General features: G+C 61.0%; 28 protein-coding genes and 3 pseudogenes. 22 read left to right on the plus strand and 9 right to left on the minus strand.

What is annotated here, in order from left to right:
• Positions 1-5 precede the first annotated feature (5 nt).
• The 4 genes from ihfA (at position 6) to JM946_RS17205 (ending at position 1,564) form a co-directional block, all read left to right on the plus strand.
• On the plus strand, positions 6-305 hold the full coding sequence (ihfA, locus tag JM946_RS17190; protein ID WP_066919939.1) for an integration host factor subunit alpha: 300 nt from the start codon (positions 6-8) through the stop codon (positions 303-305).
• Positions 286-642, plus strand: coding sequence for a MerR family transcriptional regulator (locus JM946_RS17195; protein WP_129649508.1), 357 nt, complete (start codon positions 286-288; stop codon positions 640-642). The genes ihfA and JM946_RS17195 overlap by 20 nt, the downstream gene beginning before the upstream one ends.
• A gap of 97 nt (positions 643-739) precedes the next feature.
• The gene (locus JM946_RS17200) at positions 740-949 is read left to right on the plus strand and encodes a FecR/PupR family sigma factor regulator (RefSeq protein ID WP_203168563.1); all 210 of its coding nucleotides are present in this window, start codon (positions 740-742) and stop codon (positions 947-949) included.
• 351 nt (positions 950-1,300) lie between these two features.
• The gene (locus JM946_RS17205; RefSeq protein WP_203168564.1) at positions 1,301-1,564 is read left to right on the plus strand and encodes a hypothetical protein; all 264 of its coding nucleotides are present in this window, start codon (positions 1,301-1,303) and stop codon (positions 1,562-1,564) included.
• 712 nt (positions 1,565-2,276) lie between these two features.
• Here the strand turns inward: JM946_RS17205 and JM946_RS17210 are convergent.
• Positions 2,277-2,720, minus strand: coding sequence for a DUF6210 family protein (locus JM946_RS17210; RefSeq protein ID WP_203168565.1), 444 nt, complete (start codon positions 2,718-2,720; stop codon positions 2,277-2,279).
• A 1,764-nt stretch (positions 2,721-4,484) separates the two neighbouring features.
• Between JM946_RS17210 and JM946_RS31710 the strand changes: the two genes are divergently transcribed.
• From JM946_RS31710 to JM946_RS17230, 3 genes and pseudogenes are all read left to right on the plus strand, one after another.
• Positions 4,485-4,745: a DUF3072 domain-containing protein gene (locus tag JM946_RS31710; protein ID WP_269141025.1), complete on the plus strand. Its 261-nt coding sequence runs from the start codon at positions 4,485-4,487 to the stop codon at positions 4,743-4,745.
• A gap of 123 nt (positions 4,746-4,868) precedes the next feature.
• Positions 4,869-5,519, plus strand: a complete 651-nt coding sequence (locus JM946_RS17220) for a GDSL-type esterase/lipase family protein (RefSeq protein WP_203168567.1) — start codon at positions 4,869-4,871, stop codon at positions 5,517-5,519.
• A 731-nt stretch (positions 5,520-6,250) separates the two neighbouring features.
• A pseudogene (locus JM946_RS17230) lies at positions 6,251-7,156 on the plus strand (IS3 family transposase); the annotation flags it as partial.
• A 469-nt stretch (positions 7,157-7,625) separates the two neighbouring features.
• Here the strand turns inward: JM946_RS17230 and JM946_RS17235 are convergent.
• On the minus strand, positions 7,626-7,901 hold the full coding sequence (locus JM946_RS17235) for a hypothetical protein (RefSeq protein ID WP_218042922.1): 276 nt from the start codon (positions 7,899-7,901) through the stop codon (positions 7,626-7,628).
• A 475-nt stretch (positions 7,902-8,376) separates the two neighbouring features.
• Here JM946_RS17235 and JM946_RS17240 point away from each other — a divergent pair, with 475 nt between their 5' ends.
• Positions 8,377-8,619 (plus strand): type II toxin-antitoxin system Phd/YefM family antitoxin, encoded by a 243-nt coding sequence (locus JM946_RS17240; RefSeq protein ID WP_203168632.1) that lies wholly within the window; start codon positions 8,377-8,379, stop codon positions 8,617-8,619.
• Positions 8,616-9,001 (plus strand): annotated as a pseudogene (locus tag JM946_RS31715) (type II toxin-antitoxin system VapC family toxin). The gene JM946_RS17240 and the pseudogene JM946_RS31715 overlap by 4 nt, the downstream one beginning before the upstream one ends.
• Before the next feature lie 88 nt (positions 9,002-9,089).
• Here the strand turns inward: JM946_RS31715 and JM946_RS31720 are convergent.
• From JM946_RS31720 to JM946_RS17255, 4 genes are all read right to left on the minus strand, one after another.
• Positions 9,090-9,311 (minus strand): ATP-binding protein, encoded by a 222-nt coding sequence (locus JM946_RS31720; RefSeq protein ID WP_203168633.1) that lies wholly within the window; start codon positions 9,309-9,311, stop codon positions 9,090-9,092.
• Positions 9,311-9,502, minus strand: a complete 192-nt coding sequence (locus JM946_RS17250) for an ATP-binding protein (protein ID WP_203168571.1) — start codon at positions 9,500-9,502, stop codon at positions 9,311-9,313. The genes JM946_RS31720 and JM946_RS17250 overlap by 1 nt, the downstream gene beginning before the upstream one ends.
• Before the next feature lie 176 nt (positions 9,503-9,678).
• Positions 9,679-10,005: a Mu transposase domain-containing protein gene (locus JM946_RS31725; protein WP_407700570.1), complete on the minus strand. Its 327-nt coding sequence runs from the start codon at positions 10,003-10,005 to the stop codon at positions 9,679-9,681.
• The gene (locus JM946_RS17255) at positions 9,993-10,166 is read right to left on the minus strand and encodes a hypothetical protein (protein ID WP_203168572.1); all 174 of its coding nucleotides are present in this window, start codon (positions 10,164-10,166) and stop codon (positions 9,993-9,995) included. Before JM946_RS17255 ends, JM946_RS31725 begins: the two co-directional genes overlap by 13 nt.
• A gap of 367 nt (positions 10,167-10,533) precedes the next feature.
• On the opposite strand from JM946_RS17255, the gene JM946_RS17260 reads away from it, so the two are divergent.
• On the plus strand, positions 10,534-10,746 hold the full coding sequence (locus JM946_RS17260; protein ID WP_203168573.1) for an IS66 family transposase: 213 nt from the start codon (positions 10,534-10,536) through the stop codon (positions 10,744-10,746).
• Entirely contained in the window at positions 10,730-11,416 is a 687-nt protein-coding gene (locus JM946_RS17265; RefSeq protein ID WP_203168574.1) for an IS66 family transposase, read from the plus strand. The genes JM946_RS17260 and JM946_RS17265 overlap by 17 nt, the downstream gene beginning before the upstream one ends.
• A 668-nt stretch (positions 11,417-12,084) precedes the next feature.
• On the opposite strand, the gene JM946_RS17270 is transcribed toward JM946_RS17265, so the two are convergent.
• Together JM946_RS17270 and JM946_RS31730 are read right to left on the minus strand one after the other, a co-directional pair.
• The gene (locus JM946_RS17270; protein WP_203168575.1) at positions 12,085-12,375 is read right to left on the minus strand and encodes a helix-turn-helix domain-containing protein; all 291 of its coding nucleotides are present in this window, start codon (positions 12,373-12,375) and stop codon (positions 12,085-12,087) included.
• Complete coding sequence (locus JM946_RS31730) at positions 12,372-12,692, minus strand: type II toxin-antitoxin system RelE/ParE family toxin (RefSeq protein ID WP_203168576.1); 321 nt, start codon at positions 12,690-12,692, stop codon at positions 12,372-12,374. The genes JM946_RS17270 and JM946_RS31730 overlap by 4 nt, the downstream gene beginning before the upstream one ends.
• Positions 12,693-13,449: 757 nt before the next feature.
• Here JM946_RS31730 and JM946_RS17280 point away from each other — a divergent pair.
• The 11 genes and pseudogenes from JM946_RS17280 to JM946_RS17335 all read left to right on the plus strand — a co-directional run bounded on the left by JM946_RS17280 (position 13,450) and on the right by JM946_RS17335 (position 20,330).
• A complete protein-coding gene (locus tag JM946_RS17280) occupies positions 13,450-13,854 on the plus strand; it encodes a hypothetical protein (protein ID WP_203168577.1) in 405 nt (134 codons plus the stop codon).
• A gap of 617 nt (positions 13,855-14,471) precedes the next feature.
• Complete coding sequence (locus JM946_RS17285; RefSeq protein WP_203168578.1) at positions 14,472-14,666, plus strand: hypothetical protein; 195 nt, start codon at positions 14,472-14,474, stop codon at positions 14,664-14,666.
• Positions 14,667-14,723: 57 nt separating this feature from the next.
• On the plus strand, positions 14,724-14,981 hold the full coding sequence (locus tag JM946_RS17290) for a type II toxin-antitoxin system Phd/YefM family antitoxin (RefSeq protein ID WP_203168579.1): 258 nt from the start codon (positions 14,724-14,726) through the stop codon (positions 14,979-14,981).
• Positions 14,981-15,394 (plus strand): type II toxin-antitoxin system VapC family toxin, encoded by a 414-nt coding sequence (locus JM946_RS17295; RefSeq protein WP_203168580.1) that lies wholly within the window; start codon positions 14,981-14,983, stop codon positions 15,392-15,394. The genes JM946_RS17290 and JM946_RS17295 overlap by 1 nt, the downstream gene beginning before the upstream one ends.
• A gap of 935 nt (positions 15,395-16,329) precedes the next feature.
• Positions 16,330-16,665 (plus strand): type II toxin-antitoxin system TacA family antitoxin, encoded by a 336-nt coding sequence (locus tag JM946_RS17300; RefSeq protein WP_218042926.1) that lies wholly within the window; start codon positions 16,330-16,332, stop codon positions 16,663-16,665.
• Positions 16,666-16,676: 11 nt separating this feature from the next.
• The gene (locus tag JM946_RS31735) at positions 16,677-17,186 is read left to right on the plus strand and encodes a GNAT family N-acetyltransferase (RefSeq protein WP_407700571.1); all 510 of its coding nucleotides are present in this window, start codon (positions 16,677-16,679) and stop codon (positions 17,184-17,186) included.
• 113 nt (positions 17,187-17,299) lie between these two features.
• A pseudogene (locus JM946_RS31920) lies at positions 17,300-17,859 on the plus strand (transposase); the annotation flags it as partial.
• 88 nt (positions 17,860-17,947) lie between these two features.
• Positions 17,948-18,319 carry an IS66 family insertion sequence element accessory protein TnpA gene (tnpA, locus tag JM946_RS17320; protein ID WP_203168585.1) on the plus strand — a complete coding sequence of 124 codons (372 nt, stop codon included), beginning with the start codon at positions 17,948-17,950 and terminating at the stop codon, positions 18,317-18,319.
• Positions 18,316-18,669, plus strand: a complete 354-nt coding sequence (gene tnpB / locus JM946_RS17325; RefSeq protein WP_203168586.1) for an IS66 family insertion sequence element accessory protein TnpB — start codon at positions 18,316-18,318, stop codon at positions 18,667-18,669. The genes tnpA and tnpB overlap by 4 nt, the downstream gene beginning before the upstream one ends.
• 92 nt (positions 18,670-18,761) lie before the next feature.
• Positions 18,762-19,676, plus strand: coding sequence for an IS66 family transposase zinc-finger binding domain-containing protein (locus tag JM946_RS31745; protein ID WP_203168587.1), 915 nt, complete (start codon positions 18,762-18,764; stop codon positions 19,674-19,676).
• A 12-nt stretch (positions 19,677-19,688) separates the two neighbouring features.
• On the plus strand, positions 19,689-20,330 hold the full coding sequence (locus tag JM946_RS17335; RefSeq protein ID WP_203168588.1) for a hypothetical protein: 642 nt from the start codon (positions 19,689-19,691) through the stop codon (positions 20,328-20,330).
• 152 nt (positions 20,331-20,482) lie between these two features.
• Here the strand turns inward: JM946_RS17335 and JM946_RS30035 are convergent, their stop codons facing one another.
• The gene (locus JM946_RS30035; RefSeq protein WP_218042927.1) at positions 20,483-20,635 is read right to left on the minus strand and encodes a hypothetical protein; all 153 of its coding nucleotides are present in this window, start codon (positions 20,633-20,635) and stop codon (positions 20,483-20,485) included.
• Positions 20,636-20,718 lie beyond the last annotated feature (83 nt).

A 20,718-nucleotide genomic window follows, 5' to 3' on the forward strand; every position in this document is an offset into this window, starting at 1 on the left:
GCAGCATGGCACTGACCAAAGCGGAGATCGCAGAAGCATTATTCGACCAGCTGGGTCTGAACAAGCGTGAAGCTCGCGAGCTGGTTGACTTGTTCTTCGAGGAACTGCGCGCCTCGCTCTCCACCGGCGAGCAGGTGAAACTCTCCGGATTCGGCAACTTCGATCTGCGTGATAAAAACCAGCGCCCGGGGCGCAACCCCAAGACCGGCGAGGAGATCCCCATCAGCGCCCGTCGCGTGGTGACGTTCCGCCCTGGCCAAAAATTAAAAGCTCGAGTCGAGGCCTATGCTGGAAGCAGGCAATAATTCCGAACTGCCGGCCATTCCCGGCAAACGTTACTTCACCATCGGCGAGGTGAGCGAATTGTGTGGCGTGAAGCCACACGTGCTGCGGTATTGGGAACAGGAGTTTCCTCAGCTCAAGCCGGTGAAACGCCGCGGCAATCGTCGTTACTACCAGCGCCAGGACGTGCTCGTCATCCGGCAGATCCGCTCCTTGCTGTACGAACAGGGCTTCACCATTGGTGGCGCGCGGAATCGGTTGCAGGGCGATGAGGCACGGGATGACCTGACGCAGGCACAGCAGATCGTGCGGCAGATCCGGGTGGAGTTGGAAGAGGTGCTGCGGATTCTGCGGCGGTAGCGCTGCGAGGAAACGCGTACTTCTGGTCGGGGTTCAGCCGCGCTCGGGGTTGATCTAACAACGAGAACCCTGAGGTCCAGCCCGGAGGGACGAGCCCATGTCAGCGGATATCGAAGCTCGAAGAAAGGCCGTCATCAAGCAAGCCGCCGAGTGGTATGTGCGGTGCATGGATCAGGATATGACGCTGCAGGAGTGTGAAGAGATGCACCGGTGGCTCGAGGCCTCCGTCGAGCACGAGGTGGAGTTCGCCAGCATGTTCAGGCTGGATGCGCACCTCATCCTGCATTCGAAGCGCGTGCTGCAGTAGAGGCGCCGCAGAACCCGCAAGAACGACCTGGGGAAAGCAGGATCCGCGCCTGCGCTCCACCTGGTTGAACCGGCGAACCCATCGGTGATGGCGCGCCGACGAATTCATCAACTTCCGGCAACGATGATCTGCACGAAGAAGTCAGCGTCGCAGGAGATGCAACGCGCAGATCGACGAAGTAATCCCCATCCGCCTCAGGCCCGGCGCCCGCTTGACCCGTCTTTGTATCACGTCCATTGCATGGGCGGGTCGCTGCCGCGAGGTTATCCTGCAAGCATCGTCGCAGCCGGCAATGCCTGTCATTGGATGTACTGCGTTCTTCCTCTGTCGCAGCCGGGGTAAGCTGACCTCATGCCACCAGAGCACCAGTTCGCACCGCTCTATCGCGCCACCGTCGGGCGCGAAGTCTTCGATGAGCCGTTAGAGTGGCGCGTCGAAGATGCATCCGGCGCATTGATCTGCACCGTCTACGATGGAGGCATGGCGGCCAGGATCGCGACGGCGCTCAACCTTGCTGAGAAAGCCGCGGCCGGCGCTGGCCTTCCGGAGATGGCCGATGCGCTCGAGCGCTACTTGGCAGCGCGCCATCGGCAGGCCTCGTCCCGCAGCCCGTGATGTCTCGAAAGGTGAGATTCGAGAACGGGTCGAACGAGCGTTCTCACAGGGCGACGCGCGCCTGTACGCTGATGCTCAGGGATTCCAGAGGTGAGCGTGATGGCGCTGCCCGCCGGATCGCATCTCGCATTGTCCGGTGGTGAGCGATACGAGGCTGCCTCAGTGAACGCAGGGCTGGTCATCGCGTCCGTCGCTTTGCGTTTTCATTCCGGTGAACCGGCAGCGATATTCCCTGAGTGTCGAGGGGCAGCAGCGCCTCGCGCCTCGCTCAGCTGTCGCATCGAATCGAGCCGCACGATGAAGTCGAGGGCGCCCGAGCATCCGCTCGGGCAGCGTCCTGACCTCGTTTGAAATCCTCGGCGGTGCTCATCGGCTGCCGGGCGGAACCGCGCAGCCGTGGGCATTTCACGATTTGTGTCTGGTGATCAGCTCGCCCGATGTGTCTGCTGCACTTCATTGTGACGACTGTCGGGCGCGGCCTCGGGGGTTCGGTCCCCGCATCACACTGATGACACTCGATACATGATCCCTCATCAACGGCTCGCTTTGAAATGTCCCTCAGCGTGGGCACGATCGAGTCACGCGAAAGGAGAATGAGCGGGTCTCAGGGTGGGCGGCGGAGGCTCCGCTCGACTCAGGCCGGCGGTTTCAACCTTTCGGTGCTTAGCGATCGCAGGGTGATGCGCCTTGCACGGGAAGAGGGCGCCCGAGCTCAATCGCTGTTCGGCCAGGTGAGGATGGCCCTCACCTTGGTGGCAACATTCGTGAGGGGTATCTGCGCGCGCCATCTGGACTCGAGATCATCCGGCGAGATGATGACGTGGACCCACGCCTCCCAGGACTGCTCGAGCATCGAGCGATCGACGCGCAGGCAGGCGAGGCCATGCTGCTTCAGCGCGTCGTCCACCGCGTTGGCCTGAGTTGCATCCAGGCATTCCCAGGCGCCGCCGAAGAGTTCGAACAAAGCCGCGATCGGCCGGCCCACGCGGGCTGAGAGAGGTACGAAGTAACCTTCGGCTTCCGGATGGGCGCATGCGTAGCCTGCCGCCTGGTTCGAATAGCGCACTCCGGTCGGCGCCTTGACGATCAGGCCGAGGTCGGGAACGGCGTCCAGGATGACGAGTGGGGAGTTGGCTTTAGTCATCGATGCAGGCATCCGTCATGGGAAAACGACGGGCGGTGAGCGCAGCCGCTCGTGCTCGTACGACGGCGACGATGCGGCGGCGTGTGCGGGTTGGTGTGTGATCTGGCCGTGGGCGCCGGTGCGTGCGTGTACGACATGCTTGCGTGCTCTGATTCGCGCGAGGATGACCCATCGCACGCGGGGCGGGCACCGTGCCAGCTGCGAAAACATCACTATAGTGGTCGAGCGACGCCTCGATGCCGATCCCGAAAATGCAGGGCTGATGCCGACGTCCGTTGAATCGGCGTGACGCAGCCGCCATCGGGGATAGCGGCCAGCGCCGAGTGCCTTGCGAGCACGCGGCGTGACTCGCACGTGCTCGAACCGCATATGCCGCAGCCGTAGACCTGCGCGGGCATTGCGGATGTCGTCTTCGCTTCAGCACGCACCGGAGCGTGGGCGCCTTTGAGCGCGACGATGACATCTCTTGCGTCGAGGGTCGGGCTCGGCTTGCTGCGCGGTTCCGCGCGGGCGTGGCCGGCCGTGCATCCGATGCGCTCGCATCGGACACGCTTTGCGGCGTGCATTCGCATGCTTCGCGGCGAGCCATTGCTCGATGTCCTGCCGTCGCCATCCGAGTCTCTTGCCCTGATAGCGCTGAGGTTGTGGAAATCGCCCGATCAATATCAGGGCCGATAACAGGCGCCGCGGGCGTCGAGTGAGGCGCGCCACCTCGTGATCCGTCAGCAGCGTGGTCCATTCCGGGCAGCGCTCGTTGATCCATCGCGACAGGCGAAGGCGAGAGCAACCCTCCAGTTGATTGCGTACATGTGAGCTCATGTGAAGTCCTTTTCGTGGTTGGGTTCGCTTGAAACGGGAGTGTCACGAGCGACATGTTCAACCCGACAGGCGCTGCAGTCAGGGGGAGGAATCGCCGCAAAATCGGCGAAACCCGGGGGGAATTCAGTTTGCGCTCACGGCGGCGGCGTTCGTGAGCGCCCTCGGGTCATCCCCTGGCGCTCACAAAGGGGAGGCGCAAGCGCCAGGATTTGCGCCTGCCGACGGCCTTTCCTCAACAGCCTGTCGTCACGCGCGTGGGCCGGCGGACGGCGCGTGCTCGATCCACACACGATCTGTCAGCGGCGCAAAACGCCGCGATATCGACGTCGGTCATCCGGATGACGCGACCGGGGTTCGATGCGCATCATTGAGACGATGCGCGGGTCGCGGCGACGCCTGCTGCTCAGGCAGGCGCCCGCATCGCCCTGCCGGCGCTGAGGCTCGTAGCGCTCGCAAGAGGAGACATCTTCATCCACGCCAACCCGCGGCGCGCCGTGCAGCCCGCGTCGGTTTCTGCTGTGGGAGCGGCCATGCACCGCTTGTTCAGTCGATGAGACGTTTTGATCTGCTGCTGCGGCGGCGAAGAATGAGATGACTGTTCGAAAGGGCGCGGGTCAGCGGGGCATCGCCCGAAGCCTGGCCAGGATGAAGCCACCGCGATGCAAAGCGAGAGCCCGCCGCTGGAGTGCCTGCGGTAGCAGCACCAGCGTTCCCGCGTCGATGTCGCTGAGGTGGATGGCCCGCCTGCCGCGTCGGCGAACGCCGGGCAGGCACGCCGGAAGCACCGTAGCGCCCAATGTTTTGCATTGGCGTGCATCCGTGTCAGTTCGTTCCGCCGAGCGCTCACGCATCTCTGCCGAACGGGGCTGGCAGGGACGACGGCAGCCCGTTCCTTGACGGAACCGAGCCGGGGCGCGGGGTGTTAGGAGGCATCTGTATAAAGACACAGTTGACGAGATGACCACTGACTCCCAACGCGGTCCTGTGGCACAGGCGCCCTTTCGAGAGCCTGAGCAATGGAAGACGGGCGATGAGCCCATGACGGCGGCCCAACGCTCTTACTTGCAGACGCTCGCGACGGAAGCCGGAGAGAGCGTTGATCCTGAGATCGAATTGACGAAAGCCGAGGCCGCCGTACGCATCGAGGAACTGCAGAAGCAGACGGGCGGGGGGAATCGGCGTAGCGGGGCGCGCGAATGCGTGACCTCAAGGAACTGAAGTGCCGGCCAAGAGGTGGACCTACACATGGAGTCGATCACACGTCGGAGGCTTGCCGGGGTGCTGGGTGCGGCGGTCCTCGCCGGGCAGGCGCGTCCGTCCGGTTCTTAAGGGGTGCAATCCGTGGGCGGCGACATCGTTCTTTTGGGTGATTCCATCTTTGACAATGCCGCCTACACGGCAGGTGAGCCCGACGTGCTCGGGCATCTGCGATCAATGCTTCCGACGGGCTGGCGCGCGTCGTTGCGCGCGCTCGACGGGGCGAGAATTCCTCAGTTGCGTGAGCAACTCTCTCGGCTGCCGGGGGAGACCACGCATCTGGTCGTCTCCATCGGCGGCAATGACGTGCTCGGCAACACGGATTTACTGTCCACGGCGATGTCTTCGACGACGCTATGGTCCTTGTTCGCAGAACGGGTCGACGCCTTCGAAAGCGCATATCGTGCAGCCATCGAGCACGTCCTGACACTCGATAAGGCGATCACGCTCTGCACGATCTATAACGGCAATCTTGATGCTGCCATCGCGCCGGCGGCGCGCCTTGCGCTCACGATGTTCAACGACGTCATTCTGCGCACCGCGTTTGAACGGTCGATCGGCTTGATTGAACTCCGCCTCGTATGCACGCAGCCCGCCGATTACGCCAATCCGATCGAGCCCTCAGGCATCGGTGGGCGCAAGATCGCGCAGGCGATCGTGGCCGCCGTAGGCATCGACACGGGCGCAGGCATCGCCTCGCGCGTGACGGCGCTGCGCGTAGACGCCTCACCTTGAGGGGCGCGGCGTGTCACAGAGCGCGCGAGCAGGCATTGTGGCGAAGAGTTCATCCACATCGATTCACCTTCGGTCGTGAAAGCTTGTGAGAGGCGCATCCAGGATGGAGCAAGTGTGGCGTGGAGGAAGCGCTGTGCGCTCGAGGTCGATCTCAGGGCGGTAAGCCCGCTGCGGCCACGATGACTCGCTCGCAGGCTCGGCGGATCGTCGCGTCAATTCAGGTGGGGACGAGCCGCCGGAGTTTTTTGATGCTGCAGCCGAGTTCGTGACAGAAAAGCAGGAGCGAATCGATGGTGGAGATTTCAACGACGCCGCAGGATTTGTCTTTCGCCGCGAGTTGGACGGCGCCAGATCCGCGGTGGCGTCAATGTTGAAGCCTACAAGACACCGGAGGACATCCGAAGAAATCTGGCAATGAGATCCAAGCGCCCACCCATCGCTTCGACATAGAGTATCAACGTCGAGCGCATCAAATCGGCGCGGCTTTCGAGCTTGGAAATACGCTCCTGGCCGACGCCAGGCGTTTTGGCAAGGCTTGTTTGGTTTGGGTGAGCGCGCGTGCGCGGCGAAGCTCACTCGAGGATTTCTCTTGCGCGATCAGCGCCGCCGTTCGCGCGGCGATCTTCGCCCGGCGTTCCGGCGACAGGCTCGCCAAGTTCTCTTCCAACGTCTGACCCACGGTTGGAGTTCCCAGGCTTTCACGGACAGTCTCTCTAGGGGAGAAATAACCTAGGAGCGAATCCGAGATGACAGTCCGATCGAGCGCTGGACGAGTTCGAAAGATCTACAAATTTATCAAGGAGAACAGCTCGGAGCACAGCGTGGAGATGATGTGCCAACTGCTCAAAGTGTCCCGCAGCGGATACTACGCGTGGCTCGCCAAGCCTATGTCAGATCGAGCACACGAAGACGCTCGGTTGCTCCGCCTGATCCGCGCGTCATTCAAGGCCAGTCACGGCATCTACGGCGCCCCACGCATCTTTCTGGATCTCCGAGAGGCCGGGGAAGTGTGCAGTAAGCACCGAGTAGCGCGCCTCATGCGCGTCAACAACATAAAGGCGCTGCACGGATACCGCACTCGGCGGTACGTCGTATCAAGACCTGCTGAGTTGACGCCGAACCTGCTGAAGCGTGCCTTCACCGTATCCAAGCCGAATACGGCCTGGGTGACGGATATCACGTACGTTCGGACCTGGGAAGGCTGGCTGTATCTCGCGGTCGTAATGGATCTCTTCTCCCGCAAAGTGATCGGCTGGTCAGTTCGGTCAGCGATCGTCAAAGAGCTCGTCCTGGACGCCGTTCTAATAGCAGTGCGAAGGCGAAAACCCAAGAAGGCGTTGATTCATTCTGACCAAGGATCACAGTATGGCAGTGATGCTTGGCGACGCTTCTGCCAATCTCACAATCTGGAGCCCAGCATGAGTCGGCGTGGAAACTGCTGGGATAACGCGGTGGCGGAATCTTTCTTCAGCAGCCTGAAGAAGGAGCGGATCAAGAAACGGATCTACAAGACGCGAGACCTCGCGAAAGCAGATATCTCCGAGTACATTGATTCGTTCTACAATACGACGCGTCGCCATGCTCATATCGGTGGCGTAAGCCCGGATGCTTTTGAAGCTGCCGCACATCTCCGCTAGTGGGTGTGTCCACGAAAGCCTGGGAACTCCAGGTTACCTCCTTGTTGAGATCCTTGAGTTGTGCCAGGTGCTGATCGAGCCGAGCATCGCGTTGAAAACGGAACAAGACGGGCGAGGCGGGTCAGCGCGCGTCGATGAGTGACTTGCCAGAGCCGTTCGTGGCGCGCCTCGCGTGCGTGTCTCACCACGCCAGATCGGGGCGCCTGGTTTTTGCGGATCGAGAAGAGTCGCCTTGCGCTCATAGGACGAATGTTACATCGCAAGAGGAGCCATGAGCTTCGATGCGCGATCGAATGTCTACTGTAGTGGACGCGCCCACGACGTATCAGGGATCCGGCGCCGCTCACGAAGGGTGGATCATCGGCGAGCGCAAGCCCCAGGGCGCCTTCGTGCGGTGGGTGAATGCGGCAGCGCCTGGCCTGCAGTGGCTCGGAAGATGTCAGCGAACATCGGCGCGGAGCACACGATTCTATGCATCGTGTGCTCCGTTCTCAAAACCATTGATGGAACGCGCGTTTGTGAGATCCGGTTGCGCGCGTAGTGGCGGCTTGTTTCTTTTGAAACGTCCATCGGCCGCCGGTGAAAACATCAGGAACGCCGCGGGCATGTCCACCATAGTAGACAATCTCATCAAATCCGCCGGCCAGTCCTTGATGCATCGCGCACGTTCCGTCACATTGGAGCCCATGCCGGACGGATCGATGTCCGGAGAGAAATGCGAATGATCCATGCGCACGCTGATCACACCGAATCCATTGGATTGGTCGCTGAGGCGACGCGCGGTGAGTCGTACCTGTGCGCAGCCATGGGCACCTCACGCCACGGCTCTACCGTTGCGATGCGCGGGATGGTTTGAATGGATGTCCTCATCGTTCCCGGCGACCCTTGAACCGAAGCGGGGGGACCGGGAGCGATCGGCTCCTTGGAGATTGCTTGCGCGCGCCATCGCGGAAAGGATGCGAGGTGCGCAGGCGTCCGCCGCTACGCTCTGAGCAAGTACGGTGTCTGAATCAATATGTGGGTCTGACAGGCGGGGCAGTCTGGAGCCTTTTCGCCTGGGCGCTCTCGCACCGCTCGCGTTTGCGACAGTCAGGTCAAATTCGATGCACGTGCAACGACTCGTGAAGATATCGATGTCGAATCTCCGAGTGACTCGCGCGAGGTTGCTGCCCATGCTGATGTGGACTAAACCAACCGAACTTAGTTCATTCGTGGCCGTCATGAAGACGATCAACATCCATGAAGCAAAGACGCATCTGTCTCGGCTCGTCGAGCAGGCCGCGCGGGGGGAGTCGTTCATCATCGCGAAGGCGGGTAAACCGCTCGTGAAGGTTGTTCCTGTCACTGCACCGGAGGCAAGTCAGGTGAAACGCATCGGATTTCTCGAGGGCGAGATCCGTGTTCCGGATGATTTCGATAGCATGGGGCAGGCTGAAATTGAAAGCGTGTTTGGATCACCGTGAAGTTGCTGCTCGATACACATCTGCTTCTGAGGATTGCCGGGCAATCTGATCGATTGTCTGAGCAAGCGCGCTCGCTCATCGAGGCTCCGCAGAATGAGCTCATCTTCAGCGTCGCAAGCCTCTGGGAGGTCGACATCAAGCGGGCTTGGGTCGAGCGGACTTCAAGGTCGATGCTCGCTTGCTGCGTAGGGGACTGCTCGACAATGGCTACGATGAGCTACCGATCGCGAGCGAACACGTCGTTGCCGTCGATAACCTGCCGCTCATTCACAAGGATCCCTTCGACAGGATTCTTCTCGCACAATCACAGGTTGAAGGGATCACGCTCCTCACGGCTGATCCAACCCTTGCTCACTATGCAGGCGCCGTGCGATTGGTTTGACGGGATGGGCGGCCCGCCGCGAACTGCCCCGCACAAGAGCGCGGCCGCGAATTGCGTCTGCGTGGCCGGCTCGCATCGCGGGATCCGTTCAGATTGATCGCTGGATCCCAGCAATTCCCTGGCAAGCCGAGCACCACATCGAGTGCTGTGCACAGCGCGAGCCACGATTGTCGCGCGGTTCGTGTTCTGCGACGAGAACAGCGCGCGTGGTCTGCGCCAGGCTTGCGAAATGGCGGTATCCTGCTCTGATCGCCTTCAGTCCCAGATCTACGGCCAGGTGAGTCTCGCCGACGCCAGGTGATCCGAGGATTACGGCATTCTCGCCATGCTCGGGAAGTGAGCGGCAGCGAGTTGCTGGATCTGCTTCTTATCAACGGAGAGTTGATAACCAAACTCGAAGACCTCCAAGCCCTTCACGAAGGGGAAACGCGCCAGGTTCGTGCGCATCGTGATGTTCTTGGCCGTCTTTGCAGCGACCTCCTCGGTCAGCAATCGATCCAAGAAATCTGCCTATGAATCTCCTGGGTGGAAGCCTCTTGCAAGAGCGCCTCCAATCGTTCGCGACTCTTGATGAGTCGTGATCGGGAACACTGTTCCTGCAATCGCTCAAGCTGTGCGGCGTTCATAGGGAAACCTCCTTGGGGGCGCAGTCCGCCAGTTGTAAGTAAAGGGACAGATCACGACCTTCCACCTCGTTGTGATACGGCGGGGTATCGAGCGCGCCGCCAATCCAAAGCGGTGGCGCGCGTTCGAGCAATGGCGCCGGGACCCTGTTCGGGCAGGATGCGCAGCTGATGTCCCTCGAGCATCGGGTGCTCGGCAACACACTGTCCTCGGTGATAGATCGTCAGCTGTCCATCACGAGCTTGTAGCTCCACCGTCTGCCCGATCAGCGGGAAAGGCACCGAGTAGCGGTTGGTTCGAAAGCTAAGGAGATAGTCACTCGCGACGATGCGACTGCGTCGGCCCTCCTGTGCGAAGGAGCGCTGACTTACTGTTGGTATGAGGGTGGATCGTTCCCTATCGAACCGATCGGTCGCTCGTGGGTGGCGCCGTGAATACGCACATCGGCGATCGTGGCCGTCCAGTCCCGCAACTGCTCGGTGAGATCGACGATGTCGATAAACTCGCGTCCAGGTAGGAAGTTGTGCTCGATGTACTTCACACCGGACTCCACCTCACCCTTGGTCTGAGCGCGGTACGGTCGGCAATGCCGCGGCTCGAAGCCCAACAGACTGCGAAGCGTTTGAACGTCGGGTTCCGCACCACACGGCCGTCGCCATCGGGATAGCACGCGCAGCGTGTTCGTTCATAGAGATGCTCGCGAGTGTGGCCACCGAAGTGCTCGAACGCGCGCTCGTGCGCATCCAGGAACCGTGCTAAGCGTTCATCGACCGAGGGCCGATAGAAACCTCGGCGGGAGTATCAAAGCGGTCAACACGAAGAAGTGCACCGTGCGCCGGCCGCTTCGGCACGGCACCTGACTCTGACCCCAGGTCGATCTGGCTCTGCTGAACCTGATGGATGAGCGGATGCGAGCTTCCGGCTACATCCGGATCGACGAGACGCCGGTGCAGGTGTTGAAGAGCGATGCCAACGGCACCCAACAGTGGGTCAGAGTCGCCGGCCCACCCGGACAGCGATTGATCTTGTTCGAGCATGATCCGAGTCAAAGCGCGCAAGTGGCGGCACGGTTGCTGGAGGGCGCGCGCGGCTACGTCCAAAGCGATGGCTGCGAGGCGTAGCTTCTTCGAAGCCGTGCAGGCGCTATCGAGATTGGAGCAAAAGAAGAACACCGCCGTGCACGAGATCGTTCGGCGCATCGATGCGCTGTACGCAATCGAGCGCGAGATCAAACATCTATCAGACGAGGAGCGACGTCATGTGCGACAAACGCGTGCGGTACCGCTGTTCGATTCGTTACATACATTCGCACAGGCACTGCAAACCCAGACATTGACCTCGGGCAAGCTCGGTGAGGCGCTCGCGTATCTCAACGAACAATGGGCGAAGTTGATTCGCTATGTCGACGATGGACGCATCGCAATCGACACGAACTTGGCGGAGAATGCGATTCGCCCCTTCGCTCGGGGCCGGCGCGCCTGCTTGTTCGCTGACACTGCCAAAGGCGCGAAGGCCAGTGCGGCGTTCTTCAGCCTGATCGAGACCGCCGCTTACAGTTCGGCGATATGCGGATCGGATTTCTGCGCGTCAATCAGAGTGTTCGCACCAGCAAAACGCTCCTGCGGTCATGGAGTTCATCGCGAGGCGTTTTCACGGCAGCGAACCGCTACGAGATCGCTTGAGGGAAGCGAGGGCGGCATTGCGCCGCGCCTCATCGTGCATCGGTCGCACACCTTCAGGCGCGCGACACAGTCCAAGACGACCCTGGCTTTTAGCTTCCGGAAGCGTTGACCTCGTTGTCGCTGTCGTCGGCGGTGCTCATTGGCGCGTGGAGGCGCTGGGTGGCCGCTGATCCTACTCGATACCCGCTCCCCTGGCGCACGGCGCCACTGATTGTCGCTTATAGTGGACGTGGCGGCGACAAACCAACGGCGTCAGTGTCGATGAGTCGCCTGCCGGGCTTCAAGCTTTGGATCGCATGAGATCTCGAGGCGAGCGTGACGAAGGGCAGGGCATTCATCGAAGGTGTCAGGCGCCCAAGCGCGTAAGCGGACGAGCAGGCCGTCCGCGAGTCACCTCTGTGCGGCGGATCGCGCTGACGGCGGATTGGAATCCGCCCCCGACGGTGGCAAGCGCTCGATGGCGATGCGCCTGTCGCACGATGAGGATCTGATCGGCAGGTGTCTCGAGATCGAGAGCGCGCCGCATCTATAGCGTTCGAGTCTTCCCGTCAGGCGCATCACGGCGAGGTGGAAGCCGACGATTACGGGCATCGTGTGCTCCGTATGCCGAAGCGTCGGGGCAGGGTCAAGCAAATGAAGGCAAGCGGACGGCCTCAGATTAACTTTGATTCGCTTGACGTGATGATATTTGCTTGTCGTCGGGTGCAGCGGCCGCACCTTGGACGAAAAGTCTGTCACTGTTTCCTACAGTTGGCGGTCGCCGTTAGTGAATACGCACTATGCGACTTTCTTGACGCGCATCTCGACACGCAATCCCGCCGCCGCCAACATATTCACAAGAGCATCCAGACTGAACTTATCGATCTTCCCGCGAAGCAGGTCATTGATTCTCGGCTGGGTGACACCGAAGAGCCTGGCGGCCTGAGCTTGCGTAATCTCACGTGCCTCTTCGCGAATCCTCGACATGAGCTGGGCGCGCAGTTGCAGATTCTCGGCTTCCCCTGGCGCGAATCCAAGATCCTCGAATACATTGCCGCTGCCGCGCTCAGTCTTCACTCTACTTTTCATCGATTTCTCCGCTGTTGCACTAACGCTCGATATCGGGCGCATGCAATTTCGATATCGGGCTGCGGTGTTCTTAGGGACTTCTTCTGAAAGGCATGCAGCACGTATACAGCCTCGTCGAACTTGGCGACATACAATACGCGGAACTCGCCCTTACTATGGAGTCGGATCTCCTTTACGCCAGGGCCAACGGATGTCATCGGCTTCCAGTCGGACGGCTCATTGCCTAGCTGGACTTCCCACAACTCGAAACCCGCTCGCTGTCGGACCTCTTCCGGAAAGGCGCGGATCTGCCGATGGCTATCGCCCGGCCAGTGCACGGGTTTGGACAGCAGGAGTGGTATACCCGTTTTGATATAGGTTTCAAGTCGAGGCGGTTCATATTCCTCTGTCCGCTCGATTGAACGTCCGACGCGCTGCCGCCGAAGCAGGGCGGCGCCGCGTTGATACCTTCATGCGCCAGGACGCGGCGCGTTCGATTCCGCTATGAGAAGATGGTGAGAAAGCAAGAGGAGATGGTGATCGCGATGGTTCAATTTTGTACACCATAGTGAACCGCCGATCACGCGCGGGCGTGTAACATTCCTATTCGCGAGAGGGCCTGCGCGCGATCTGCCAAGCGAAGGGATGTGCCCTGACGATGAAATACCTGGCTCCACGAGCCTGATTGACAGCACATCGAGCCTCATCATCGAATCCACTCAAAATCCCGGACGTTCCTCTCGACAAGAACGAGAAGGCGGTCGGGCGCAAAAGCCGCCGCAAGGCGGTTTTTGCACGATAGGGCCGGTCAAGGCTTGCGTTGATGTCACCGGCAGGCGGCGAACGACGGCGCATCAGGACGCGCGTCTATATCGATGGGTATAACCTCTACTACGGCTGTCTGAAGCACTCGGCCGATAAATGGCTCGATCCCCGAGCGCTCATCGAATGTATTCTCCCCACCATTCTGCATGAGTCAGGTGGGGCGCCTTGAGATCAAACTTCGTCAGCCCATGCAGTTCTCCAGTCTCTATCAACGCTGCTTGGAAGGCGACACGCCGAGTGCGCTGAGCGGCGTCGCATTCCCCTAACGCCATGAAGCCCCTGCGATACATCCTTTATCGAAGCTACAAGACAGAGGCCCGCGCCACCGGATTCTTCGGCTGGGGGCTGCCTCTGCTCATGACATCGATTGCAAGTGGGTTGAATGTGCTTGCCCTGATGGGATTGGCGATGTGGGCCATCGGCACGCAACCGAGGCTGCCCGTGGAGGAGGAACGCGTGCAGGCGGTCTTGTTCAGCATCGTGGCGGTCATCTTCGCCCTGCTGTATCGGCGATGGATTGCCTCAGGCCGGTATGTGAGGTTTGCCAAAGAGTTTGAGCCGGAGTCACGACAGCAGCAGGTGACTCGAACGATCCTTCTCTACCTGTATGGCGCGGTGACGCTTTTGAGCCCCGCGCTGGTCGGGTATCTAATCAGACGCACTGCGGAGGGATAGCGCGGTCGGGAGGCGCACTTGCGTGTCCTGATCGTGATGGGCTCGAGTCGAGGCAGCGATGCGCTTGGGGTCCCCGCGCCTCGAGCATCCCATCGGCTAGGAGAGCGGTTTGAACCTCTTCGGCTACGACCGACCCGGTCGTCGTCCGAACTGAGCGTGTCTTGAGGTCCGGTTTGCGTGCGCGGCCGCCCAATGCGTCACAACTATCGTGAGCCAACGGCGCCATCGCCGAGATCTGGGATGAGAGAGAAGAAGGCGCGCTCGTTGCGCCGCCCCCTCCCGCCGATCGGCTGCGCTCTCTCGGGAGGCCCACACCCGGAACAGCATCGGCCGCGCAATCGCCTCGGCGCGAAAACGCCCGGCGAGCGGAAATGGAGCGCATGGGCGGTGGTTTGAACTGCGTGCGATCCGGATCGAGCGCATCGAGGAAGTTCACCGTATTCCACAGGCAGTATTCTTGCGATTCGCCTTCGAGAAATATCGGAAGACGCTGAACGTCGTAGTCGATGGAGGGTTGACACCGGTCCCTGTATGCGTTCGATGCCAGAGCAAGTACCGGCCCGAGCAGCTCCCGTCATGCTAGAGGGTGAGCCCGGAGGAAGGGGAGCATGGGGACGATGAAGTTGTTTGAAATCGAGATCGACCGCGTAGCGTGGCGTGAACTGCGAACGATGGGTGCGCGCGGAGGCCAGGTGCCAGATGCGCCGCGTGAGTTACTTACCGCATCGGACGCGCAGGATGCAGAAAGGGGGCACCGCGCACACGCCGGTGACCGGCACGTTGAAACCTCCGGCTGCTGGCTGCCGGATTGACACGACATAAGGATCTGACTAGTATTCTGACTAGTGGAAACCCAGAGGACCCACCGCATGAAGCGTTGGCCGGTACAAGATGCGAAGGCGCGTTTCAGCGAGCTTCTGCAGGCGAGCCTCACTCGCGGGCCGCAGCTCGTCACCATGCGCGGTGAGGAGGCGGCCGTGTTGGTGCCGGTGGAGCAGTGGCGCCGGCTGAATGCTCGCGCACGTCCGGGGTTGAAAGCGTTGCTGCTCGAGCACGAGGCGCCCGCGGAACTCACTCTCCCAGCGCGTGGCAAGTTACGTCGCAGAGCGCCGCAAGAGGCGCGTTGATGCCCTATCTGCTGGATACCAACGTGGTTTCGGAATTGCGCAAGCCCAAGCCGCACGGCGGGGTGCTCAGTTGGGTGAGAAAGACTCACGAGGAATCTCTGTTCATCTCTGCGGTCACCCTGGGTGAGATACAAGCCGGCATCGAGTTGACTCGGGCCCAGCAACCCGAGAAAGCCGCACAGATCGAGACCTGGCTGGATGATCTGGCGGAAACATATAACGTGCTCGCGGTGGACGCCGCCATTTTCCGCCGCTGGGCGCAACTCATGCACGGTCGCAACGATCATCACCTGGAAGATGCGCTGATCGCGGCAACCGCGCTCGTTCATGACTTGACCGTTGCCACGCGCAATACGGAGGATTTCAAATCGTTCGGCGTCGCTCTCATCAATCCGTTTCTGACGCCTCGATAGTCCTTCAGCGAGCGGCGTGGCCGCGCTTTGCGTGATCGATGCGGGCGCGCTCAGCGGAGAGGCCCTGCCGTCACTCGATGCGCCGTCCGAACGGGCATGTCTTTTCCGGAGCGTGCGCGGTCTCTCGCATCGAGCCTCAGCGCAAGCACGCTATTACTTGACTCGTGTGCTCCGATTGGAAAACCCTTAGTCGGTCACGCGTTTGTGAGAGCCGGTCTCACGCGTAGTGGCGCACGTGAGGGAGCGTAGTGGCGGCGTGTTTCCTTTGAAACCTCCATCGGCCGCCCGTTGAAACCTTGGAGCCCGGCGAGCATGTACACCATAGTGGACAATCTCATCAATTTCGCAGGCTCGCTCTTGATGCGGCGTGCTCGATGCGTCACATTTGTTTCGAGCGCCGTAGTCGTCCTTTACGCGGATCGGGCCTGCAGCGTGAAAAGTCACGGATGCATGACTGATCAAAGAATCTGATCTCTGCAAGGGACGAGATGCGCACCCTCGATATCCAGGATGCGACAACTCATCTGTTTCAGTTCGGGCAGCAGGCCGCGCGCGGTGAGTCGTTCCTGATCGCAACCTCGGGCACGCCGCGCGTGTTGGCGATTCCCGTGGATGCACTCGACGCAGGTCACGTGAGGCGCATCGGATTTCTCGAGGCCTGTCTCGAGTCTCGCGTGATCGACGCGCTAAAGGACCGAGGCGTCGTGGGCATCCGAATCTCGAGGGCCGGCACGTTTGAACGCCCAGCGGGAAACTCAGGGGCGTTCTGGCGCCGGCGCCTGACACATGTGTGGATGATGCGAGCTTCCGCGACATATCCGGGAAAATGAATTTCATGCAACTACTTACGGCAGGCCGATTTGATAGAGCAAGTTCGCCGTTGAGCTTGATGCGATGAACTGTATTGCAAAATGCACTACGTCGAGGTAACGTTCATGAGAGATTCGGCTGAGGATTTGATTGGTCCCATGGCGACACGTCGTGCCCGCAAAAAGAAGGAACATCCGCTCTCGATGCGGTTACCTGAGGCGGATATCGCCATCATTGACCGGGCGGCGAGTGTCCGTGGTCGATCGCGAACCGATTTCGTTCGGGAAGCGGCGGTGCGCGCGGCCGAGGAGGTGCTGATGGAGCGGGTGCTCGTTCGCATGAGTCCCTCGGGTTTCAACGCATTCGTCAAAGCGCTGGCGGAGCCAGCGATTGCGCCGCCCGAGATGCTCGATCTGCTCGGGCGACCCGCCCCTTGGGAGGTGGGGGATTCGCGCAAGTGACAGTTCGCGCTTTGCCTCTGTCTTCACCTGAGCCCCTAAATCCGAATCACGACGTTTCGCAATTCTGCTGCGGGCGAGCCAGTCTCGATGAGTGGTTGAAGAGGCGCGCGCTCTCCAACCAGGAGAAAGGGTTCACGGCCGTCATGGTCGTCCACGAGCGCAACCGCGTCGTTGGCTACTATGGGTTAGCACCCACCGCTGTTGTGCCAGCGTTCCTGCCTCGATCGATTCGCACGGGACAACCTCCAGATCCGGTCCCGTGCTTACTCCTTGGGCAATTGGCCACTGACGTTGCATGGGCAGGAAAGGGGGTCGGTCGCGGCTTGCTCAAGCACGCGCTCATGCGCTGTGTTACTGCGGCGCGTCTGATTGGCGGGCGCGCGCTCATCGTTCATGCGGTGGATGCATTCGCTGCGGAGTTTTGGCGTCGGCACGGCTTCTTGCCGTCCAAAGAGGATCCTCTGGTGCTATTCCGATCGATGGCGGACATTGCCGCCGCTATCGATAGAACAAACAAATGAGTGTCGAGCACCCACGCTAACAGGCTCATCGCCCTTCCGGACAGACGAATTGATCGTCCCCCGATTTCGTGGAGACCACCAAAAGGTGGACAATACGAAGTTGGAGGTTGGAAGTGTCAGAGCAGAGAACGACAAGGCAATACAGCGACGAGTACAAGTCGGAGGCGGTGCGCCTAGTGCGGGAATCCGGCAAGCCCCTGTCGCAGATCGCGCGTGAGCTCGGAATCAACGACAACATGCTGCATCGATGGTCGCGAGAAGAACGTGACGCTCAGGTGGCCGGCAAAACGCGAGGTGAGGTTAAGGACGATCAGGAGGAGCTGGCTCGATTGCGTCGAGAGCTGGCGCGGGTAACCGCGGAACGCGATTTTTTAAAGCGAGCGGCGGCGTTCTTCGCGAAGGACGTGAAATGAAGTTCCGAGCCATCCGGGACAACATTGGCCGCTTTGCTGTGGGTTTGATGTGCTCAGCGTTAGGTGTATCGGTGTCCGGCTATTACGCTTGGCGAAATCGACCACCGAGCGCACGGACGCGGGCCAATGATCAACTGCTAGAGCAGATTCGCGAAGCTCATCAGCGTTCACGTGGCACCTATGGCAGCCCGCGGATCACCCACGAGTTGAGAGCCCAAGGCCATCGCGTCGGCGAGAACCGCGTTGCTGGGTTGATGAGAACAACGTAAGCGCTCGATCTTCCGCAGCCTGCCCACCTGACCCCGGATCTGCTGGGGTGTGTCGTTTTCTCAACCAACGGAGAGCGACATGTCGAAGCAAGAAGCACGTGCGCAGCGGATCAACGAGTGGCTCGAGCACCTGCGCCGATGGAAGGCGTCCGGCGGATCATTGGCGGCCTACGCGAAGGAACATGGGGTGGCGTTGTGGGCGCTGTATCACTGGCGCGGTGTCCTGATCCAAGAAGGCCGCTGGGAGCCAGCGCGAACGCCAAAGGTGAAGCGCGCCGCGTCTCGCCTTGAAGCGATGCCCTTGCAGTTTGCCCGCGTAGCGGTGTCGGAGGCGCCCATGGCGCCGTATATCGTTCGATTGCAGTTAGGCAATGGGCGTCGCGCCGAGATCGAGTTGCGTCAGGTGGAGCCGCTGTTGCAACTGATCGCGGCCATGGAGCGGCAGCCATGATGCGCCCGGGTTCAGAGATCACGGTGTATCTGTGCGTGGCGCCGGTGGATGGACGCAAGCAGGCGGCGAGCCTGGCCCTGCTGGTCGAGCAAAGCCTGGGTCACAACGTGTTCGAGCCGGCCTTGTATGTCTTTACGACGCGGCGACGTGATCGCGTGCGGATCTTGTACTGGGAGCGCAATGGCCTCTGCCTGTGGAGCAAGCGGCTGGAGCAACAGCAGTTCGTCTGGCCGCGCTCGGCGCCTGGCGAGACGGTGTTGATGAACGGGCGCACCTTGAACGCGCTGCTGGATGGATTCGATCTGTTCAGTCACGGACACCGTGAGCTCGAGATCCGCCGCGTGGGTTAGCGGTTGAGCGAGCATCGATTGTTTGTTTTCTCGGGTCGATTCTTCCTTCTCATTTGTTTCTTTGAACGCTCCGGCATGCGATACTCCAACGCATGCTGGAGCCCTCCTCGAGCACCGACGCCCAAGCGCAGATCGCGCAGCTCCAGGCATTGCTGTCGGAGCGTGAACGACGCATCCGAGTGTTGGAAGAAGCGCTTCGCCTGATGCGTGTCGAGAAGTACGGCGCGAGTCGCGAGAAGCTCGGCGAAGCGCCCGGCCAGCGCGGGTTGTTCAACGAAGCCGAAGCCGCGGTCGAGATCCTGGAAGCCGCCGGCGTGGAAGCGACGTTGATCGCCACGCCGTTGCGCGACGATAAAGCTCCCGCAAAGTCTCCCGGCCGCAAGGCGCTGCCCGCCCATCTGCCACGCATCGAGGTGCGGCACGAGTTGCCGGCGATCGAGCGTATCTGTGGTTGTGGCTCGGCCCTCCAGGAGATCGGCGCGGAGACCTCCGAGCAGCTGGACATCATCCCGGCGAAGATCCAGGTCATCCGCCACGTGCGACCGAAGTATGCATGCGCCCACTGCCACGTCGGCGTGATGGATTTCTTCACGCCGGACGTTGGCTTGTACCTGGCTCTGGGCGGTTCAGCGGCACTCAATGCCACGCGCGAGAAGCTTCAGGAGATCGTCGATCGGCGCGACAGCGACTTGAGTGATCCGACCGTAGCGCACCTGGTGCGGGCGATCGCGATCGATGATAGCCGAGAGTATGTTCGGTATGCGCACGGCAAGTTCGAGCGTACGCAGCCGATGCTCGAGCGAGCCACGCACATGCTCGAGTCACTGTCTGCACAGAAGGTAGGCGGGCTTGATCCCGCCACACAGCGCAAGACGGTGGCACTGGCTGAGCGCTGTCGCGCACGATTGGAGGGTAAGCAGTTTGACCTGCCCGCACTGCTCACGCCCGATAAGCTCTCGGCCGCAGAATCCATCAGGGCGCTGGATCGGGCTCAGCATGCCATCTGAGGAGCGCGTGTCATGAGTGCTGCAGGCCAAACCCGCCGTATAGGGCTCGTGCTGCTACTGGTGATCGCCGGTGCCGGCGCGTGGGTCGGCGCGGTGAGTCCGGCCATCGCGTTGAAGGACTTTACCGGTGCAGACGTGCTGAGACTACTTGGCGCATACGCAATTCTCGCGCTGGTCCTCGAGCGAACGCTGGAGGTGCTGATCAGCGCCTGGCGCGGCGAGGTGAAACAGAAGCTCTTCTCGGAGGCGCAGAATGCCAAGCTTGCGCTGCGCGCTCGGCCCGGCAATCTCGCAATTGAACACGTCATGGTATCGAGCATGGACGCCCTGCAGGCCTATCAGAACCAGACCCGCGCGATTGCGCTGCGCGCGGGTGTCGTGGGTGGTCTCTTGATTGCAGCCGTGGGGCTGCGAACGCTGGAGACGTTTGTGACGGCGCCGATGAGCGTTCCTGCGCTCTGGCTTTTCAAGGCGCTCGATCTGCTGTTCACGGCAGGCATGATCGGTGGGGGAAGCGAAGCGGTTCACAAGCTCATGTCGACCGTGACTACGTATTTCGAAGCGGTCACTGGCAAGCTGAAGGATCAGAATACATCTTCCCATCAAGGCATCACGGTGCTCACGCCGCCGCCGCTTACGCCCGGGAAGCCTTGATCCAAGCTGCCGACAGTTTCCCGCCGCTTCCGGCGGCAAAGCTGCGGTCGCATTGAAGCCGAAACAAACTCCGAGACCAGAAAACGCCGGTGTACCGACCGTCTGCGAGCCTGATCGCTGCGGCCACATCGAAGCTACGGAGCGCGCGTGTATCACTTGCGCTGTTTCGTTCTCGCCCCGTTCTTGAGGGGCACGCGATTGCCCGGCTCGAGCTCTACAAGCCCCGTGCGCTTGCCCTCGATTTGAGTCAGATGCAGGCACCGCAGGTTCTTGCAATTCATGTAATTGCCCTCGTGCGTTTCCATCAACCTCCCCACCATGGCTTCCAGGTTAGATCCGAGGGCACGGGTTTGAGCCAGATCGCGGTCATCCGAGAGAACAATGACGG

The organism is Steroidobacter gossypii (assembly GCF_016801985.1).
Classification (GTDB): Bacteria; Pseudomonadota; Gammaproteobacteria; order Steroidobacterales; family Steroidobacteraceae; genus Steroidobacter; species Steroidobacter gossypii.

Excerpts from the sequence above, each read along its gene's own strand:
- ihfA (WP_066919939.1), top strand. The coding sequence starts at position 6 with ATGGCACTGACCAAAGCGGAGATCGCAGAAGCATTATTCGACCAGCTG.
- JM946_RS17195 (WP_129649508.1), top strand. The coding sequence starts at position 286 with ATGCTGGAAGCAGGCAATAATTCCGAACTGCCGGCCATTCCCGGCAAA.
- JM946_RS17200 (WP_203168563.1), top strand. The coding sequence starts at position 740 with ATGTCAGCGGATATCGAAGCTCGAAGAAAGGCCGTCATCAAGCAAGCC.
- JM946_RS17205 (WP_203168564.1), top strand. The coding sequence starts at position 1,301 with ATGCCACCAGAGCACCAGTTCGCACCGCTCTATCGCGCCACCGTCGGG.
- JM946_RS17210 (WP_203168565.1), bottom strand. The coding sequence starts at position 2,720 with ATGCCTGCATCGATGACTAAAGCCAACTCCCCACTCGTCATCCTGGAC.
- JM946_RS31710 (WP_269141025.1), top strand. The coding sequence starts at position 4,485 with ATGACCACTGACTCCCAACGCGGTCCTGTGGCACAGGCGCCCTTTCGA.
- JM946_RS17240 (WP_203168632.1), top strand. The coding sequence starts at position 8,377 with ATGAAGACGATCAACATCCATGAAGCAAAGACGCATCTGTCTCGGCTC.
- JM946_RS17260 (WP_203168573.1), top strand. The coding sequence starts at position 10,534 with ATGCGAGCTTCCGGCTACATCCGGATCGACGAGACGCCGGTGCAGGTG.
- JM946_RS17265 (WP_203168574.1), top strand. The coding sequence starts at position 10,730 with ATGGCTGCGAGGCGTAGCTTCTTCGAAGCCGTGCAGGCGCTATCGAGA.
- JM946_RS17270 (WP_203168575.1), bottom strand. The coding sequence starts at position 12,375 with ATGAAAAGTAGAGTGAAGACTGAGCGCGGCAGCGGCAATGTATTCGAG.
- JM946_RS17280 (WP_203168577.1), top strand. The coding sequence starts at position 13,450 with ATGAAGCCCCTGCGATACATCCTTTATCGAAGCTACAAGACAGAGGCC.
- JM946_RS17285 (WP_203168578.1), top strand. The coding sequence starts at position 14,472 with ATGAAGTTGTTTGAAATCGAGATCGACCGCGTAGCGTGGCGTGAACTG.
- JM946_RS17290 (WP_203168579.1), top strand. The coding sequence starts at position 14,724 with ATGAAGCGTTGGCCGGTACAAGATGCGAAGGCGCGTTTCAGCGAGCTT.
- JM946_RS17295 (WP_203168580.1), top strand. The coding sequence starts at position 14,981 with ATGCCCTATCTGCTGGATACCAACGTGGTTTCGGAATTGCGCAAGCCC.
- JM946_RS17300 (WP_218042926.1), top strand. The coding sequence starts at position 16,330 with ATGAGAGATTCGGCTGAGGATTTGATTGGTCCCATGGCGACACGTCGT.
- tnpA (WP_203168585.1), top strand. The coding sequence starts at position 17,948 with ATGTCGAAGCAAGAAGCACGTGCGCAGCGGATCAACGAGTGGCTCGAG.
- tnpB (WP_203168586.1), top strand. The coding sequence starts at position 18,316 with ATGATGCGCCCGGGTTCAGAGATCACGGTGTATCTGTGCGTGGCGCCG.
- JM946_RS31745 (WP_203168587.1), top strand. The coding sequence starts at position 18,762 with ATGCTGGAGCCCTCCTCGAGCACCGACGCCCAAGCGCAGATCGCGCAG.
- JM946_RS17335 (WP_203168588.1), top strand. The coding sequence starts at position 19,689 with ATGAGTGCTGCAGGCCAAACCCGCCGTATAGGGCTCGTGCTGCTACTG.
- JM946_RS30035 (WP_218042927.1), bottom strand. The coding sequence starts at position 20,635 with ATGGAAACGCACGAGGGCAATTACATGAATTGCAAGAACCTGCGGTGC.